The 15,697-nt window shown below is 66.7% G+C and carries 15 protein-coding genes and 3 pseudogenes; 8 read left to right on the forward strand and 10 right to left on the reverse strand.

Annotation, left to right across the window (positions count from 1 at the left end; translation table 11 throughout):
* Window positions 1–13 precede the first annotated feature (13 nt).
* On the reverse strand, window positions 14–1,159 hold the full coding sequence (locus BLS40_RS00760) for a glycosyltransferase family 4 protein (RefSeq protein ID WP_092147466.1): 1,146 nt from the start codon (window positions 1,157–1,159) through the stop codon (window positions 14–16).
* A 3-nt stretch (window positions 1,160–1,162) separates the two neighbouring features.
* A complete protein-coding gene (locus BLS40_RS00765) occupies window positions 1,163–2,359 on the reverse strand; it encodes an NAD-dependent epimerase/dehydratase family protein (protein WP_092147469.1) in 1,197 nt (398 codons plus the stop codon).
* A 174-nt stretch (window positions 2,360–2,533) separates the two neighbouring features.
* Between BLS40_RS00765 and BLS40_RS00770 the strand changes: the two are divergent.
* The 3 pseudogenes from BLS40_RS00770 to BLS40_RS00775 all read left to right on the forward strand — a co-directional run.
* Window positions 2,534–3,325 (forward strand): annotated as a pseudogene (locus tag BLS40_RS00770) (FAD-binding protein); the annotation flags it as partial.
* A pseudogene (locus BLS40_RS11345) lies at window positions 3,320–3,427 on the forward strand (CoA-transferase); the annotation flags it as partial. The pseudogenes BLS40_RS00770 and BLS40_RS11345, both read left to right, overlap by 6 nt.
* 129 nt (window positions 3,428–3,556) lie before the next feature.
* Window positions 3,557–4,177 (forward strand): annotated as a pseudogene (locus BLS40_RS00775) (3-oxoacid CoA-transferase subunit B).
* Between the two features lie 18 nt (window positions 4,178–4,195).
* On the opposite strand, the gene BLS40_RS00780 reads toward BLS40_RS00775, so the two are convergent.
* Window positions 4,196–4,561 carry a hypothetical protein gene (locus BLS40_RS00780; RefSeq protein ID WP_092147472.1) on the reverse strand — a complete coding sequence of 122 codons (366 nt, stop codon included), beginning with the start codon at window positions 4,559–4,561 and terminating at the stop codon, window positions 4,196–4,198.
* A 72-nt stretch (window positions 4,562–4,633) separates the two neighbouring features.
* On the opposite strand from BLS40_RS00780, the gene BLS40_RS00785 reads away from it, so the two are divergent.
* Genes BLS40_RS00785 through BLS40_RS00800 form a run of 4 tightly spaced genes read left to right on the forward strand, consistent with a single transcriptional unit; the run spans window position 4,634 to window position 8,400 of the window.
* The gene (locus tag BLS40_RS00785) at window positions 4,634–5,746 is read left to right on the forward strand and encodes a YihY/virulence factor BrkB family protein (RefSeq protein WP_092147474.1); all 1,113 of its coding nucleotides are present in this window, start codon (window positions 4,634–4,636) and stop codon (window positions 5,744–5,746) included.
* A 29-nt stretch (window positions 5,747–5,775) separates the two neighbouring features.
* Complete coding sequence (locus BLS40_RS00790) at window positions 5,776–6,660, forward strand: SDR family oxidoreductase (protein ID WP_092147477.1); 885 nt, start codon at window positions 5,776–5,778, stop codon at window positions 6,658–6,660.
* A gap of 10 nt (window positions 6,661–6,670) precedes the next feature.
* Complete coding sequence (locus tag BLS40_RS00795) at window positions 6,671–7,534, forward strand: patatin-like phospholipase family protein (RefSeq protein WP_092147480.1); 864 nt, start codon at window positions 6,671–6,673, stop codon at window positions 7,532–7,534.
* Window positions 7,531–8,400: a patatin-like phospholipase family protein gene (locus BLS40_RS00800; RefSeq protein WP_092147483.1), complete on the forward strand. Its 870-nt coding sequence runs from the start codon at window positions 7,531–7,533 to the stop codon at window positions 8,398–8,400. Before BLS40_RS00795 ends, BLS40_RS00800 begins: the two co-directional genes overlap by 4 nt.
* Before the next feature lie 33 nt (window positions 8,401–8,433).
* Here BLS40_RS00800 and BLS40_RS00805 read toward each other — a convergent pair whose 3' ends face one another.
* On the reverse strand, window positions 8,434–10,035 hold the full coding sequence (locus tag BLS40_RS00805; protein WP_092147486.1) for a peptide chain release factor 3: 1,602 nt from the start codon (window positions 10,033–10,035) through the stop codon (window positions 8,434–8,436).
* A 70-nt stretch (window positions 10,036–10,105) separates the two neighbouring features.
* Here BLS40_RS00805 and BLS40_RS00810 point away from each other — a divergent pair, with 70 nt between their 5' ends.
* Window positions 10,106–10,651 (forward strand): NADPH-dependent FMN reductase, encoded by a 546-nt coding sequence (locus tag BLS40_RS00810; RefSeq protein WP_092147489.1) that lies wholly within the window; start codon window positions 10,106–10,108, stop codon window positions 10,649–10,651.
* Here BLS40_RS00810 and pth (BLS40_RS00815) read toward each other — a convergent pair.
* The 6 genes from pth (BLS40_RS00815) to BLS40_RS00840 form a co-directional block, all read right to left on the reverse strand.
* Window positions 10,648–11,181 carry an aminoacyl-tRNA hydrolase gene (gene pth, locus BLS40_RS00815; protein ID WP_092147492.1) on the reverse strand — a complete coding sequence of 178 codons (534 nt, stop codon included), beginning with the start codon at window positions 11,179–11,181 and terminating at the stop codon, window positions 10,648–10,650. The two genes, BLS40_RS00810 and pth (BLS40_RS00815), sit on opposite strands and share 4 nt — an antisense overlap.
* Before the next feature lie 27 nt (window positions 11,182–11,208).
* Complete coding sequence (locus BLS40_RS00820; RefSeq protein ID WP_092147495.1) at window positions 11,209–12,027, reverse strand: fumarylacetoacetate hydrolase family protein; 819 nt, start codon at window positions 12,025–12,027, stop codon at window positions 11,209–11,211.
* Window positions 12,024–12,587, reverse strand: coding sequence for an aminoacyl-tRNA hydrolase (pth, locus tag BLS40_RS00825; RefSeq protein ID WP_092147498.1), 564 nt, complete (start codon window positions 12,585–12,587; stop codon window positions 12,024–12,026). Before pth (BLS40_RS00825) ends, BLS40_RS00820 begins: the two co-directional genes overlap by 4 nt.
* The gene (locus BLS40_RS00830; protein WP_092147501.1) at window positions 12,553–13,203 is read right to left on the reverse strand and encodes a 50S ribosomal protein L25/general stress protein Ctc; all 651 of its coding nucleotides are present in this window, start codon (window positions 13,201–13,203) and stop codon (window positions 12,553–12,555) included. The genes pth (BLS40_RS00825) and BLS40_RS00830 overlap by 35 nt, the downstream gene beginning before the upstream one ends.
* A 156-nt stretch (window positions 13,204–13,359) precedes the next feature.
* Window positions 13,360–14,706 carry an MFS transporter gene (locus tag BLS40_RS00835; protein ID WP_092147504.1) on the reverse strand — a complete coding sequence of 449 codons (1,347 nt, stop codon included), beginning with the start codon at window positions 14,704–14,706 and terminating at the stop codon, window positions 13,360–13,362.
* 5 nt (window positions 14,707–14,711) lie between these two features.
* Window positions 14,712–15,689, reverse strand: coding sequence for a ribose-phosphate diphosphokinase (locus BLS40_RS00840; protein WP_092147507.1), 978 nt, complete (start codon window positions 15,687–15,689; stop codon window positions 14,712–14,714).
* Window positions 15,690–15,697 lie beyond the last annotated feature (8 nt).

A 15,697-nucleotide genomic window follows, 5' to 3' on the forward strand; every position in this document is an offset into this window, starting at 1 on the left:
GGCATGTGACGTGTCAACGATCAACTTGGCGGGCCGCGATGGCCTTCCCGTACAGCTCCACCAGGCGGTTCGTGGACGCGGCCCACGACCAGCGCAGCGCCTCCTCGCGCGCCGCGCGGGACATCCGGGCGCGCAATGGGGCGTCGACAAGCAGATCGCCCAGCGGCCCGGCCCACGCGGCGTCGGGCAGCTCTGGGTCGACGAGAAACCCGGTCACGCCGTCGGCGATGACGTAGGGCAACCCGCCCGCCCGCGCGCCGACCACCGGCACCCCGGAGGCGAACGCCTCCAGCGCGGCGAAGCCCAGCGTCTCGGTGGTGGAGGGAAACAGCAGCGCGTCGCCCGAGGCGTAGGCCTGCTGCAGTTGCGCCCCCGACATGTAGCCGGTGAACGTGATCCACTCGCGGTTCATGGTCTTTTTTAGCTCGTCGAGCTGCGGGCCCGCGCCGATGACCGCCAGGTGCGCGTCGGGCACACGCTCGCGCAGCGCCTCCATGATTCCGAGCGTGCGGGCCGTGGATTTTTCCGCCGACACCCTGCCCACGTAGGTGACCAGGGGGGCGTCGGGATGGCCGTCGGTAAGCATGGCGCGCATCTCGCGCGTGCGCTTGGCCGGATCGAAACCATCGGTGTCCACGGCCTTGGGCCAGATCTCGACGTTGTCGATGCTGTACTCCGCGGCCTTGTCCAGCATCGGCGCGGACGTGACCAGGTTGACCTGCGCCCTGCCGTGGAACAGGCGGATGCCCCACTTCGCCGGGCCCGACAGCCACCCCGCCCCGAGGCGCACCGTGTACTCGGGCACGTCGGTGTGGAAGGAGGCGAGGATGGGGTAGCCTAGGCGGTCGGAGACGAGCGTGGCCGCCCCGGCCGTCCACATCGGATTGACCGCGTGCACTACGTCCGGGGCGAACTGCTTCAGGCGCCGGAATACGCCCGGGGTGGGCAGGCCGACCAAGTTTTCCGGGTAGATGGGCCAAAACGGCACCGCGGGGATCCGCACGACCTCGAAGCCCGCGTACGTCGTCGGGCCCGTGCCCGGCGCGAACACCATGACCTCGTGGCCCATCTCCGCCAACTGGTCGAGCGTGCGCGTCACGCGCGTGACAATGCCGTCGATCTTCGGCAGGAAGACCTCCGTGAAGAGGGCGATGCGCATTGACTACTTCTCGCCGGAGGGAACGCCCTCGGACTGGTTCTGCGTCCACAGGGAGCGCGCGGGGATCTTCGAGCGGTCGACGCGGTCGGCGTAGCGCTTGGCCACGTCTTCAACCTCCTGCAGGAGGCCCTCCGCGAGTTTCGTCGGCTTGAGCCCCAGGTCGAGGAACGTATCGTTGCTCACGTACAGCTCGTTCTCGGCGGCCTCCTTGCGGGGGTTGGGCACAAGCGCAAATTCGGTGCCCGAGATCTTCGAGACGAGCTCGGCGAGCTCGCGCACGCGGTGGGTCTCGGTCATCTGGTTGAGAATCATCACCCGCTCGCCGCGCGCCGGCGGGTTGTTCAGGGCGATCTCAATGCACTTCGCCATGTCGCGGATGTGGATGAACGCGCGCGTCTGCCCGCCGGTTCCGTGCACCGTCAGCGGGTAGCCGATCGCGGCCTGCATGAGGAAGCGGTTGAGCACGGTGCCGTAGTCGCCGTCGTAATCGAAGCGGTTGATCAACCGCTCGTCGCGCTCGGTCTGAGGGGTGTGGGTGCCCCAGATGATGCCCTGGTGCAGGTCGGTGATGCGCAGCTCGTCGTTCTTGGCGTAGTAGGCGAAAAGATTCTGGTCGAGCACCTTGGTCAGGTGGTAGACCGAGCCCGGGTTGGTGGGGTAGAGGATCTGCTGCTCGACGGTCGTTCCCTCGTCCGTGTCCACCGTGATGTCGAGGTAGCCCTCCGGGATTTTCATTCCGGCGGTGCCGTAGCCGTACACGCCCATGGTGCCCAGGTGCACGACGTGGATGTCCAGGCCGGATTCCACGATGGCGACCAGCAGGTTGTGGGTGGCGTTGACGTTGTTGTCGACGGTGTAGCGCTTCGTGCGCTGGTTCTTCATCGAGTACGGCGCGGCGCGCTGCTCCGCGAAGTGGACGACGGCGTCGGGCTGGAACTCGTTGATAAACGCGGAGAGAGCCTCGTAGTCCCAGGCGACGTCGACGTTGCGGAAGCCGATCTCCTTGCCGGAGACCTCTTTCCACGCGGCGAGGCGCTCCTCGATCGACGCGATCGGCGTCAGCGACTCCGCCCCGAGCTCCTCATCGATGCGGCGGCGCGACAGGTTGTCCACGATGACGACGTCGTGGCCGAGGTCGGAGAGGTGGAGGGACGCGGGCCAGCCACAGAACCCGTCTCCGCCCAGAATCGCAATCTTCACTATTGACAACCTTTCTCGTCACACACACGCGCCCGGGACGGGGCGCGGGTTTCCCGTCAACGTTACCCGGGGTAGGTGCGGGTCGCCGGGTGAACCCGAGGCGCGCCAGGTGAACGTCTGATTACATTTCCAATTCGCGGACAGATGACATTTCCGCTGGGTATCGTGTGTCACATGAACCCGGGCACAGCAAGAGATGTCACTCCTGACGCTAACAAGGTCATCATCGTCGGCACCGGCCTGGCCGGCCTCGTCGCCGGCTACGAGGCCCAAAAAGCCGGACGCCATGTCATCTTCGTCGACCAGGAAAGCCGGGAGAATCTCGGGGGTCAGGCGTTTTGGTCGCTCGGCGGCCTGTTCATGGTCGGCTCTCCCGAGCAGAAGATGATGCGGGTCAACGACTACGAAGAGCTCGCGTGGATGGACTGGGAGAACTCCGCCGACTACGACCCCGGCGACAACGACACGTGGCCGCGTAGATGGGGCCGCGAGTTTGTCCGCTTCGCCACCCACGAGATGCACGGCTACCTCAAGGGCCTCGGCCTGCGCGTGCTGCCCACCATCGGCTGGGCCGAGCGCGGCTCCGGCGACGCCTCCGGCCACGGCAACTCCGTTCCCCGCTTCCACGTCACCTGGGGGACCGGCCCCGAGGTCGTGCGCGTGTTCCGCGAGCCGCTTCTTCAGGCCGAGAAGGAGGGCACGGTGGAGTTCCGCTTCCGCCACCGCGTCGACGACATCGTCGTCGAGAACGGCCGGGCGGTGGGGGTGACGGGCGTCGTGCTTGCCGACGACCCCGCCGTGCGCGGCGCCGCCTCCAACCACGACGAGACAGGCGCGTTTGAGCTTCGGGGCGCGGGCGTCGTCATCGCCACCGGCGGAATCGGCGGCAACCTGGACAAGGTGCGACGGATGTGGCCGGACGACCGCTGGGGCCCGTGCCCGGAGAATCTGGTCACCGGCGTGCCGGATTGCGCAATGAACGCGCGGGTGACGGTGGTCGAGGTGGAGGAGATCGTGCCCCGCGGCGCGCTGGACCCCGCGAGTATCCACACCCCGTCCATTTACGTCGACCGGATTGTCCCGCTGACGTACGAACAGAGCCAGTACAAGCCGATTGAACAGGTGACGCTTTACAGCGAGGACGAGGACACCCACACCCCGGACTCGCAGTCTGGGCCCGGCTGGTCGCGCGAGCAGATGGCGCAGCGTGCAGCCCACGAGCTGCGCGACGGGGAGTACGTGAACCTGGGGATCGGCTTGCCCACCCTGGTTCCGTCGTTCGTGGACGACTCCACGGGCGTGTGTCTGCAGAGCGAGAACGGGATTCTGAAGACAGGCCGTTTCCCCGCGACTACGAGTTGGACCCGGACACCATCAATGCGGGGAAGCAGACCGTGACGGTGCGTCCGGGAGGTTCATTCTTCAGCTCGTCCTCGAGCTTCGCGATGATCCGCGGCGGACACATCGACACCGCCATCCTTGGCGCGTTCCAGGTGAGCCAGTCCGGGGACATCGCCAACTGGGGAATCCCCGGCAAGAACATGCGTGGAATGGGCGGCGCGATGGACCTCGTCGAGGGCGCGCGCCGGGTGATTGTGCTCATGGAACACACCGCCCCCGACGGCGGCTCCCGCGTCCTGCCAGAGTGCACCTACCCGCTGACCGCCAAAGAGGCGGTATCGAAAATCATCACCAACCTCTGCGTGTTTGAGGTGGACCCCGGAGCGGGGGCTCACCCTCGTAGAGCTGGCTCCCGGGGTCTCCGTGGAGGACGTCGAGCGCGCCACCGAGGCGGATTTCGTCTCCGCCCTCCACTAGCCCTCCACTAGCCCTCCACTAGACCTCGACGACGAGCGCGAGGTGGATGCTGCTCAGCTCGTACTCGCCGGGCCCGGCGGGCAGCTCCGCCAGCTCGGCCGCTGTGGCGCGGCTGACGGGGATGACCCACCCGCGGGCCGGGTCGAGCACGGGGACGGCGTCGCGGCCGGCGCGCTCAAAGGTGACGGCGCGGCCATCGGAGGGAAGCAGGCGCAACGGGGCGTCGAGACGCGACAGGCGGGCGAGAGCCTCGGCGGTCAAGGTCACGATGACCAGCTTCTCGTCCGTGTCGGGCGACAAGTTCGCGGTACGCACCTCGACCTCGGAGGGGAGGTCCACCGGTGCGGGGCCCACGAGGGCGCGCAGAGAACCGAACAATCCCATGTCCCAAGGGTATAACCTCACAGTCATGAGCAACAACGACGCTAATAACCTGACGGTAAGGCCGCCGAGGTAATGGGCTCTCACCGCGCGGAGCTCGTGTTGCCCTACGGCCCGGGCGAGGCCGTCATCCTCGAACCCCCGCACAGCCACGAGAATCCCCTGACATTGCGAGCCAACCGCCTGAATGCCCATGGCTGGAAGCTGGTGGGCAAGCGGGTGCTTATGGACTTCGGCATGGACGCCATGGTGGACCGCGCCGCCGCGTTGACCTACTACGCCATTTTGTCGGCCGCCCCGACCGTGCTCGCGCTGTACTCCATCGCCACACTTCTCCTGCCGCGCGACAGGGACGATGCCGCCGAGTTGTTTACGGAGTTCGTGGCGCGCTACGTCCCGGACGAGCTCGAAGCCGATGCGGTTCAGTTTCTCCTGAACGTGGTGGGGACGCCGTCGCAAAGCACAGTGGCCCTCGTTGTGTCGGTCCTCATCTCGCTGCTGTCAGCATCCGCCTACGTGCGGTCGTTTTCCCGCAACGCGAACGTGATCTACGGCCGGGCGGAGGGGCGCACGCTGCCCGTTATCTGGCTGACCATGTGGCTGCTCACCATCGTGCTGGTCAGCGGCGTGGCCGTGCTCGTTTTCGCTTCCTTACTGCGCGAGCCCCTCGTTGTCGGCGTGCTCCGCCCCTTCGCGGAACCCTTCGGCCTGACCGGAACGGTGGAGTACCTCACGGAGAAGTTCTTCCCCGTGTGGCAGTGGCTGCGGCTGCCGGTCATCGCCGGTGTGTCGGTGCTGCTCGTGTCGTTGCTGTATTACTACGCGCCGAATGTGCGTCCCGGGCGCTACCGCCTGCTCACGCTCGGGTCCTTTCTCGCGCAGCTCTTCATCGCCGGTGTGTGGCTGCTGTTAGGGCTTTATTTGTCCGCCTTCGGGGTGCGCAGCGCCTACGGGGCGTTCGGGATCGTCCTGGCCGTTTTGGGTGTCGTCTGGGTGATGAACGTTGTTCTGCTGCTCGGGCTGAAGATCGACGCGGAGATTCTGCGCGCGAAAGAGCTGCAGGTCGGCCTCGATTCTGAGACGACGATCCAGGCCCGGCCTCGGTCGACGGAGGCCGTGAAGTTCCGGTTGCAACTCAAACGCTGGGCCGGCCGCTCCGCCCGGGAGATCAAGGGGCGCAACGCATAACGCAGTATTAACGCGTACCCTCGTGTCACATGACACTTACAGATCCGCGTAAAAAGTACCCAGTTATCTCCCCGCCCGAGCAGACCCAGGACAACCCCGGCCTCGACGCCGACATGGTGCCTACCGCTGACCACGGCGAGGATTCCTACTCAGGCTCCGGCAAGCTCGAGGGGCGTAAGGCCCTGATCACCGGCGGCGACTCCGGTATCGGCGCCGCCGTGGCCATCGCCTACGCCCGCGAGGGCGCCGACGTCGCCATCGCGTACCTGCCGTCCGAGGAGGAGGACGCCAAGAACATTGTCCGGCTCATCGAGGACGCCGGCCGCACGGCCGTTGCCCTCCCCGGCAACCTGGAGAGCCGCCAGGAGTGCTTCGACACCGTCGACAAGGCCGTGAGCGCGCTGGGCGGCATCGACATCCTGGTCAACAACGCCGGCCGGCAAATCGCCCACGAGGACTTCCTCGACATCACCGAGGAGGAGTACGACAAGACAATCAAGACCAACATTTACGCCCCCTTCTACCTCGTCCAAGCGGCCGTGCCCCACATGGCGCCGGGCAGCTCGATTATCTTCACCTCCTCGATCCAGGCCTACGAGCCGTCCCCGCACCTCGTGCACTACGCGGCGACCAAGGCCGCGATGAACAACATGTCCAAGGGTCTGTCCATGGCCCTGCTGGGGGATAAGGGCATCCGCGTCAATGCGGTGGCACCCGGCCCGATCTGGACCCCGCTGCAGCCGTCGCACGGCCAGCCGGTGGACAAGCTGGTCCAGTTCGGCCAGGAGTCCGAGATGGGCCGTGCCGGCCAGCCGGCCGAGCTCGCCGGGGCGTACGTCTTCCTCGCCTCCGAGGCCGCCTCCTATGTGTCGGGTGAAACGCTTGCCGTGACGGGCGGGGCGGTAACCCCGTAATCTGTAGGGCATGATTGACGCCCGCGACACCGCCCTCATCATCGAAGGGGGCGGGATGCGCAATTCGTACACGGCCCCCGCCATCGTCAAGCTCATTGAGGAAGACGTGCAGTTCGGGTGGGTCGGGGGAGTCTCCGCCGGCGCGACGCACACGCTGTGTTACGCGTCGCGCGACGTCGACCGCGCGAAGTGGTCGTTCACTGAGCTTGCCGCCCACCCCGAGTTCGGCGGGTGGCGCTGGTTCGTGCGCGGCAAGGGGCTCCTCCACTCGGATTTCATCTACGACGGATCCGCCAAGGTCAAGCCCCTCGACTTCGACTCCTTTTCCACCACCACCGAAGAGCTCCACATCGAAGCGACCCGCGCCGACACGGGTGAGACTGTGGTGTGGAACCGCGCGGACCTCGCCGAGATCGACTCGCTGACCTTGGCGGTGCGCGCGTCCTCGACACTGCCGGTGATTATGCCGCTGACCGTCATCGACGGCGTGCCCTACGTCGACGGGGCGCTCGGCTCTTCCGGAGGCCTGCTTATCGACGCCGCTCGGCGCGCCGGGTACGAGAAGTTCCTCGTCCTAGCCACGCGCCCGCGCGACTATGTGAAAGAGGCGCCCTCGCGCCAGAAGCTGCTGCGCCGCGTGCTGCGCAGGCACCCGGCCGTGGTGGACGCCATGATGGGGCGCCCCGACCTCTACAACGCCGCGAAGCGCACGATGCTGGAGCTCGAGGCCGCGGGACAGGCACAGATCTTCTTCCCGGACAACATGTTGGTGGAATCCACGGAGATGGCGGTGGACAAGCTCAACGCCAATTACGCCACGGGCGCGCGCCAGGTGGCGCGCGAGTGGCCGGCGTGGCAGGACTTCCTGCGATGATCGACGCCCGCGACACCGCGCTCATTGTCGAGGGCGGGGGAATGCGGAACTCGTACACCGCGCCAGCCATCGTCCGCTTCATCGAGGAGGGGCTGCATTTCGGCTGGGTGGGCGGCGTGTCCGCGGGCGCCGTGCACGCCGGCAACTACGCCTCTCTGGATGCGCAGCGCGCTACCGCGGCGTTCACGGATTTTGCGACGCACCCGAAGTTCGGCGGCTGGATCAAGCTGGTCCGCGGCCAGGGATATTTCAACTCCGAGTTCATCTACGGCGAGTCCGACGACCTGCTGCCCTTCGACTTCCCCGCGTTCGAGGCGGCGGGCATCGAGCTGCACATCGAGGCGATGCGCGCCGACACCGGCGAGACCGTGAGCTGGACGCGCGACGATTTCCTGCGGGACCCGGCGCTGCTGCGCGTGGCCACGCGGGCGTCCTCCACCGTGCCCAAGGTCATGCCGATAACGCTTATCGACGACGTGCCCTACGTCGACGGCGCGCTGGGAGACTCCGGGGGCCTGCTTTTCGACGCCGCACGGCGCGCCGGCTACGAAAAATTCGTCGTCCTGGGCACGCGGCCCCGCGACTATTGGAAGAAACCGGTTGCCCAGCTGCCCGCCGTGCGCCGCTTCTTCCGCAAGCACCCCGCCATCGCGGATGCGCTGGCGATTCGCGCGGAGCGCTACAACGTGGCGAAACGCGCGATCTTGGAGGCGGAGGAGTCGGGTCGGGCCGTCGTCCTGTTCCCCGAGCACATGCAGGTGGAGTCGACCGAGCGCCGGCTTTACCGCCTCAACGCCAACTACCTGGCCGGGAAGGCCCAAGTGGACCGCGAGTGGGATGCCTGGGTCGACTTCCTCGCCGGATGAGTCGGCTCAGTCGGCTCAGTCGGCTCAGTCGGCTCAGTCGGCGATGAGCGCCTCGATGGTCAGCTCCGGATGCTCTTTCTCAATGAAGGCGAGCTTCCACTTGTCGCCGAATAGTGCGATGAGCTCACCGTCGGAGCGTGTGAACACCTCCACGCCGCGCTGGCGGCCCAGCTCCACGGCGGAGTCAGCGTCGGTGCGCCGGGCCACGGAGTAGGGGACGGGTTCGGTAACGGTTTCGACGTTGTACTCGTTTTCCATGCGCGCCTGCATGACCTCGAACTGCATGGGGCCGACGGCGGCCATGACGGGCGCGGCGTCCCCTCTCAGATCGTTGCGCAGGATCTGCACCACGCCTTCGGCGTCGAGTTGCTCGAGCGCCTTGCGGAACTGCTTGTACTTGCCCAGGGACTTCGCGCGCAGCGTGCGGAAATGCTCGGGCGCGAACTGCGGCATGGGCTTGAACTGCACGTTGCGGCCGGCGTAGATCGTGTCGCCGGGGGCCAGGGACCCGGCGTTGACCAGCCCGATGATGTCGCCCGGGTAGGCGGTTTCCACGGTGTCGCGGGTGCGCCCGAACACGGTGAGCGCGTACTTGGTGGAGAAGGTGCGGCCCGACTGGGCGTGGGTGACCTGCATGCCGCGGTCGAACTCGCCGGAGACCACGCGCATGAACGCCAGGGTGTCGCGGTGGTTCTTGTCCATGCCCGCCTGCACCTTGAACACCACGCCGGAAAAGTCGGCGTCAAGCGCTCGGGGTTCGTCGAGCGATTCGCGCGGGGCGGGGGAGGGGGCGATGGCGCACAGGGTGTCCAGGATCTGGTGCACGCCGAAGTTGAGCATGGCGGAGGCGAAGATCACCGGGGAGGTGACGCACTGCTCGAAGAGTTCCTGGTTGTGCACAGCGCCGTCGGCGGCGAGCAGTTCGGTTTCTTCGACGGCTGTTTCCCAGGCGCCGCCTTCCTTGGCCAGGGCCGCCTCCGGGCCGTAGTGCTCTTCGGGGGCGATGGTGGAGCCGCCGGCGGTGCGGATGAAGTGGATGTAGTTGTCCGGTTCTCCGTCGTCGCCGATGTGCGCCAAGCCGCGGAAGTCGCCCGCCTCACCCACCGGCCAGTACAGAGGGGTGGGCTGCAGGTCAATTTCGGTCACGATCTCGTCGATAAGCTCGAGCGGCTCGCGGCCGACGCGGTCCCACTTGTTGATCACGGTGACGATCGGCAGACCGCGGGCTTTGCACACGCGGAAGAGCTTGAGGGTCTGCGGCTCGAGGCCCTTTGCGGCGTCGATGAGCATGACGGCGGCGTCGACGGCGGAGAGCACGCGGTAGGTGTCCTCCGAGAAGTCGGCGTGGCCGGGCGTGTCGACGAGGTTGATCACGTAGGGCTCGATCGTCTCTGCACCCTCCGGCAGGTACTCGAACTGGAGCGCCGACGAGGCGATCGAGATTCCGCGGTCTTTTTCCATCTCCATCCAGTCGGAGACGGTCGCCTTGCGGTTGCCCTTGCCGTGGACCGCACCCGCCTCCGAGATGACGTGCGCGTGCAACGCGAGCGCCTCGGTGAGGGTGGACTTGCCGGCGTCGGGGTGCGCGATGACGGCGAAGGTGCGGCGGCGTGCGGCCTCGGAAAGGGTGCTCATAGTTGCACAACGATAGTCTGTGTATAGTGAAACCCGATAATTGTAGATACATCAACAAGAGGGGTTTACCATGACCATCGGCATCATTCTCGGTTCCACCCGCGGCGGCCGCGCCGGCGAGGCAGTCGCCCACTGGGTGGCCGACGCAGCCCAGAACCGCGAGGGCTTCGACTACCGCCTTCTGGACCTGAAGGACTTCCAGCTGCCGCTGAACGAGTCCGAGACGGTGCCTATGGCGGCGAACAAGAACTACGACTCCGCGGAGATCACCCGCTGGTCCGAGGCCATCGACGCCTGCGAAGCCTTCGTCTTTGTCACGCCCGAGTACAACCACTCTGTCCCGGCCGCCTTCAAGAACGCCGTGGACTCGCTCGGCTCCGAGTGGGCGGGCAAGCCGGTCGCCTTCGTCGGCTACGGCGCGAACGGCGGTGTGCGAGCCGTCGAGCACTGGCGCCAGATCACCGCGAACTTCCAGATGCCCAACGTGCGCAGCCAGGTCGCGATCTCGATCATGACCGAGTTCCCCGAGGGCCGCTTCACCCCCGCGGACTTCCAGGCAGGGAGCCTGAGCGCCCTGTTCGCCGAGCTCGAGGCCCTGCTCACCCGCCTGCGCTAGCGCGAGTGGATCTCGTTTTGCGCCTTCGCCAGGCCGTCCGCGGTAATGAGCCGCACGGCCTCGGCGGCCAGCGCGATCTGGCCTGAGATATCTCCCTCGACAGGGGAGAGCACCCAATCCACCACGGTCGTCCCCTGCGGGGGGCGGCCAATTCCGATGCGCACCCGCAGATAGTCACGGGTGCCAAGGTGCTCTGTAATCGACTTCAACCCGTTGTGCCCGTTCTCGTTTCCGCCGCGCTTGATGCGCACCGTTCCCGCCGGCAGGTCGAGCTCGTCGTGGCAGACGATGATCCGCTCCGGGGGAACACCCAGTTTGCGCGCGCGGGGCGCGACGTCCTCGCCCGAGGAGTTCATGTACGTCGACGGCTTCATGCGCACCACACCCTCCAAGCCTTCCGGGCCCTCGAGCTGATCGATAACCATGTAGCCCACGTTGTGCCGGGTGTCGGCGTACTCGGCGCCGGGGTTGCCCAAGCCGACAACGAGCCAGTCGGCGGTTTCGGTTTGCGGCTTCCAAAACTTCCACACGCAGGACGACTATAGCGCCCTGACTCCCTAGACCACGCGTGTGGTGTTCTCGATCGCGCCCAGCCCCGCGATCTCGACGCGAACCACGTCCCCGTCTTTCAGGTACCGCCTCGGCTCGCGCGCGTGCAGCACGCCGGCGGGGGTGCCTGTCGCGATGACGTCGCCGGGGTTCAGCGGGTAGAACCCAGAGATAAAGGAGATGAGCTCGGCGGGGCTAAAGACGAGGTCGTCGGTGGGGGCGGACTGCATGAGCTCGCCGTTGAGCCAGGTCTTCAGCTCCGGCCCCGGTCTCCACTCGGTGTCGATCCACGGCCCGAACCCGGAGGTCTTTTCCAGTGATTTGCCCTGGTGCCACTGCTGGGTGCGTTTCTGAAAGTGTCGCTGGGTGTAGTCGTTGATGATCGAGTACCCGGCGATGCAGCCCGCCGCCTCGGCCTCGCTCGCGTGGCGCGCCCGGGAGCCGATCACCACCGCCAGCTCCCCTTCGAAGTCGAGGGTCTCTGCATTGACGGAGGGCACCTCGGCGTCGTCATGTGCCCCGATGAGTGCGTCGGCGAATTTCACGAACAGGGTGGGAACATCCGGGCGCGCATGCCCCATCTCCGCGATGTGCGCGGCGTAGTTCAGGCCCACGCAGATGATTTTCTCCGGCCGCGGCACCACCGGCGCCAGGTCGGCGGGGGAGTAGGCCACGCCCTCGCCCGGCTGCGCGGCGATCGCGCGCCAGTCGGCGTGACGCAGGAGCGTGCCGACGTCCGCGTGGCCGGGGATCAGCGTCGCCGTCCCGGGGGCGTCGATACGCGCTGCGGACGTGCCGGACGCGGTGCGCACTGTAGCGAGTCTCATAGGGCAAGCATAAGCGCGTCGACCGCGTCGGCGGCGATGATCGGCAGCTCCTCGGATTCCTTCTTGCTGAAGGGTTTGAGCACGAAGTCGGCCGGGGACATGCGCCCTGGCGGCCGGCCGATGCCGACGGCGAGCTTGTTGTACTCGCGCGTGCCCAGCGACTGGGAGATGGACTTCAGCCCGTTGTGGCCGTGGTCCCCGCCGCCGGGGCGCAGCGCGACCTCGCCGAACGGGAGGTCCAGCTCGTCGTAGACCACGTAAATGTCGGCCGGGGCAACCTTGAAATACCCGGCGAGGGCCCTGACGGGGCCGCCGGATTCGTTCATGTACCCGCGGGTGCGGGCGGCGACGCGCCCGCCGCTCAGCTCGGCGACCTCGGTGTTGGTTTTCTTGTGCGCGCTCAGGCGCGCGCCCTCCCTCTCCAGAAGTTCCGAGAGGACGAGCACGCCCGCGTTGTGCCGCGTGGCGGCGTAGGAAGGGCCCGGGTTGCCGAGCCCGACGATGAGAGCAGTCACACGAAAGAGACTACTCGGATGCGCCCTCGTCGCCCTCGCCGCCATCGGCGATCTCGACGTCCTTGGCGTTGTCGGCCTCAGCCTCGCTGACGTCGGTCTCCGGCTCCGACTCCTCCTGGAAGAAGGTGACGTTGACCAGGAGCGTCTCGGGGTCGGTGATGAGCTCCGCGCCGGACGGGAGGGTGACGTCGGCGGCGGTGATCTGGTCGCCGATCTCCTTGCCCTCGATATCGACGGTGATCTCTTCCGGGATGTTCAGCGCGTCGACCTCGATCTCGAGCACGTCCGCCTCCTGGAGGACCACGGCATCCTGGGCGGCCTCGCCGACGGTGACGACAGGCACCTCGACGGTGACCTTCTCGCCGCGCTTGACACCGAGCAGGTCGACGTGGTCGATCTCGAGAGTGAGGATGTTCTGGTCGACGTGCTTGACCATGCAGAGCAGCTTGTCGCCGTCGATGTCGAGCTGGAGGATGGCGTTGGTGCCTTCGTTGCGCACGAGCGCGGTCAGCTCAATGCGGTCGACCGCGAAGTGGACGTTCTCTGCCCCGGCCTCGTAGAGGACGCCGGGGACCATGCCGTCGCGGCGCAGGCGGCGGGATGCGCCCTTGCCGAACTCTTCGCGCTTCTGCGCCTTGATGACGGTCTGGGTGGATGCCATGTGAAACTCCTTGTACGTGAGTCGGCCACAGGCAAAGCCTGCGACCACGGGGGACGAAATATCGATCTCGCCGAGTGATCGCAGGCTTAGAAAATCAAGTCTGGTAATCGCAATCGCGTCGATAACGGCCCGCATGGCGGACCCTCGCCGAGACTGCTACATCCTAACAGGAGCTTTTTGCCAGACAAAATGGCCGGTGGCCTGCTCGTCTTCGTGCTCGTGGCCCAGCGGGATGCCGGTTCGCTCCCGGATGAGCAGGGAGACGATGAACCCGATGACTGTCGCCGTCATGAGGTAGACCGTGATCGCCCCGGTGGAGCCGGTGGCCTCGCGCAACGCCGCCGCGATCGTCGGCGCGAAAGCACCCCCCAAAATCGCGCCGATGGCGTAGGTGATAGACGCCCCGGACGCACGGATAGAGGCGGGGAAGAACTCCGCGAATAGGGCGCCGACCTGGCCGTAGGTCAGGCCGAGGCCGACGGCGAGGAAAATCAGCGCCGCGTAAAGATTCGGCAGCTCGGCTGTGTTGACGAGCGGGAACAGCAGCGCCACGGCGATGCCCTGGACGATGAAACCGATCACGAGGGTGCGCTTGCGTCCGATGTAGTCCGAGATCCAGCCGGTGAACGCGGTGGAGATCATCCACGCGGCCCCGGAGGCGGTAACGGCCCAGAGGACGTCCCCGCGGGGCATGCTCAGCTCACCTGTGGCGTACTTCTGAATGTAGCCGCCGGTGGTCATGTACCCCACGGTGCCGTTGGCGGCGAAGATCAGCGCGCCCGTGAGCACCAGCGGGCTAAACCTGGCAAAAAGCGTACCGATCGGGTTCTTCGCCTCCCCCGCGCGGTCGGCCGCCATCTCCTCATAGACGGGGGACTCGTCCACCCCGACGCGGATCCACCAGCCGATGAGCATGAGCACGAAGGAGAAGAGGAACGGCACGCGCCACCCCCATTCCATGAACGCGTCCCCGGGCGCGACGATGTTCATCACCGCGAGCGCGGCCGAGGAGAGCAGCAGGCCGGCCGGCGCGCCGACCTGGGGACCCGCCCCGTACAGGCCACGCTTGTTGCGCGGGGCATGCTCCACCGACAGCAGCACCGCCGAGCCCCACTCTCCGCCGGCGGACACGCCCTGGATGATGCGCAAAATGATGAGCATCACCGGCGCCGCGATCCCCGCGGTGGCGTAGGTGGGGAGCAGACCGATCAGGGTCGTGGCCGCGCCCATCATGATGAGCGTGACCATGAGCACGGTGCGCCTTCCCACCCTGTCGGCGAAGTGCCCGGCCATGAACGCGCCGAGCGGTCGGAACAGGAAGGACAGCCCCACGGTGAGGAAGGAGACGATTGTCGCCGCGGCGGGCCCGATGGGCCCGAACATGAGATCCTTGAACACCAGCCCGGCGACTGCGGCGTACAAGAAGAAGTCGTACCACTCGATAGCGGTGCCGATGGTCGTGGCGGCGATGGCCCTGCGCCGCTCTGTGGCCGTGGCGTTCATTGGGCTTACGCCTGTCCCTCGAACAGGGTGGTCACGGAGCCGTTTTCGAAGATCTCGCGGATCGTCTTGGCCAGAAGCGGGGCGATGGACAGCACGGTGAGGTTGTCCCAGCCCTCGGTGTTCTGCGGCAGGGTGTCGGTGGTGATGACCTCCTCGGCACCGCACTGGCTGAGGCGCTCGCGCGCCGGGTCCGAGAACACGCCGTGGGTGCAGGCGATCAGCACCGACTTCGCTCCCGCGTCCTTGAGAACGCCGACGGCGCCGGCGATGGTCCCGCCGGTGTCGATCATGTCGTCCATGAGGACGCAGTCCTTGCCCTCCACGTCGCCGACGACGCGGTTGGAGACGACCTTGTTGGCGGCATCGATGTCGCGGGTCTTGTGCACGAACGCCATGGGGGCGTCGCCCAGCGTGTTCGCCCATTTTTCCGCCGTCTTGACGCGGCCGGCGTCGGGAGAGACCACGCACAGGTTGTCCATCGAGTACTTGGACTTGATGTACTCCGTCAGGATCGGCATCGCGTGCATGTGGTCGACGGGGCCGTCGAAAAAGCCCTGGATCTGGTCGGTGTGCAGGTCGACGGAGACGATGCGGTCCGCGCCCGCGGTGGCGAGGAGGTCGGCGACCAGGCGGGCGGAAATCGGCTCGCGGCCGCGGTGCTTCTTGTCCTGGCGGGCGTAGGGGTAGAACGGCACGATCGCGGTGATGCGCTTCGCGGAGCCGCGCTTCAGGGCGTCGATCATGATGAGCTGCTCCATCAGCCACTTGTTCAGCGGCTGGGCGTGCGACTGCATGACGAAGCAGTCGGCGCCGCGCACGGACTCCTCGAAGCGGATGAAGATCTCGCCGTTGGCGAAGTCGCGGGCGGTGGTGGGAACGAGGTCGATGCCCAGTTCAGCCGCCACCGCTTCCGCGAGCTCCATGTGGGCGCGGCCCGAGAAGACCTTGAGGTCCTTGTGGTTTTCGGTGGTATATCCGGTCATAGGGGATC

Origin of the sequence: Corynebacterium mycetoides (assembly GCF_900103625.1) — a bacterium.
GTDB lineage: Bacteria > Actinomycetota > Actinomycetes > Mycobacteriales > Mycobacteriaceae > Corynebacterium > Corynebacterium mycetoides.

What these genes read in the sequence shown, in the direction of transcription:
- pth (WP_092147498.1), bottom strand. Translation starts at nt 12,587, where the DNA reads ATGGCGGCGAGGGCGACGAGGGCGCATCCGAGTAGTCTCTTTCGTGTG.
- BLS40_RS00830 (WP_092147501.1), bottom strand. Translation starts at nt 13,203, where the DNA reads ATGGCATCCACCCAGACCGTCATCAAGGCGCAGAAGCGCGAAGAGTTC.
- BLS40_RS00790 (WP_092147477.1), top strand. Translation starts at nt 5,776, where the DNA reads ATGACACTTACAGATCCGCGTAAAAAGTACCCAGTTATCTCCCCGCCC.
- BLS40_RS00760 (WP_092147466.1), bottom strand. Translation starts at nt 1,159, where the DNA reads ATGCGCATCGCCCTCTTCACGGAGGTCTTCCTGCCGAAGATCGACGGC.
- BLS40_RS00780 (WP_092147472.1), bottom strand. Translation starts at nt 4,561, where the DNA reads ATGGGATTGTTCGGTTCTCTGCGCGCCCTCGTGGGCCCCGCACCGGTG.
- BLS40_RS00840 (WP_092147507.1), bottom strand. Translation starts at nt 15,689, where the DNA reads ATGACCGGATATACCACCGAAAACCACAAGGACCTCAAGGTCTTCTCG.
- BLS40_RS00835 (WP_092147504.1), bottom strand. Translation starts at nt 14,706, where the DNA reads ATGAACGCCACGGCCACAGAGCGGCGCAGGGCCATCGCCGCCACGACC.
- BLS40_RS00820 (WP_092147495.1), bottom strand. Translation starts at nt 12,027, where the DNA reads ATGAGACTCGCTACAGTGCGCACCGCGTCCGGCACGTCCGCAGCGCGT.
- BLS40_RS00810 (WP_092147489.1), top strand. Translation starts at nt 10,106, where the DNA reads ATGACCATCGGCATCATTCTCGGTTCCACCCGCGGCGGCCGCGCCGGC.
- BLS40_RS00805 (WP_092147486.1), bottom strand. Translation starts at nt 10,035, where the DNA reads ATGAGCACCCTTTCCGAGGCCGCACGCCGCCGCACCTTCGCCGTCATC.
- BLS40_RS00800 (WP_092147483.1), top strand. Translation starts at nt 7,531, where the DNA reads ATGATCGACGCCCGCGACACCGCGCTCATTGTCGAGGGCGGGGGAATG.
- BLS40_RS00795 (WP_092147480.1), top strand. Translation starts at nt 6,671, where the DNA reads ATGATTGACGCCCGCGACACCGCCCTCATCATCGAAGGGGGCGGGATG.
- BLS40_RS00785 (WP_092147474.1), top strand. Translation starts at nt 4,634, where the DNA reads ATGGGCTCTCACCGCGCGGAGCTCGTGTTGCCCTACGGCCCGGGCGAG.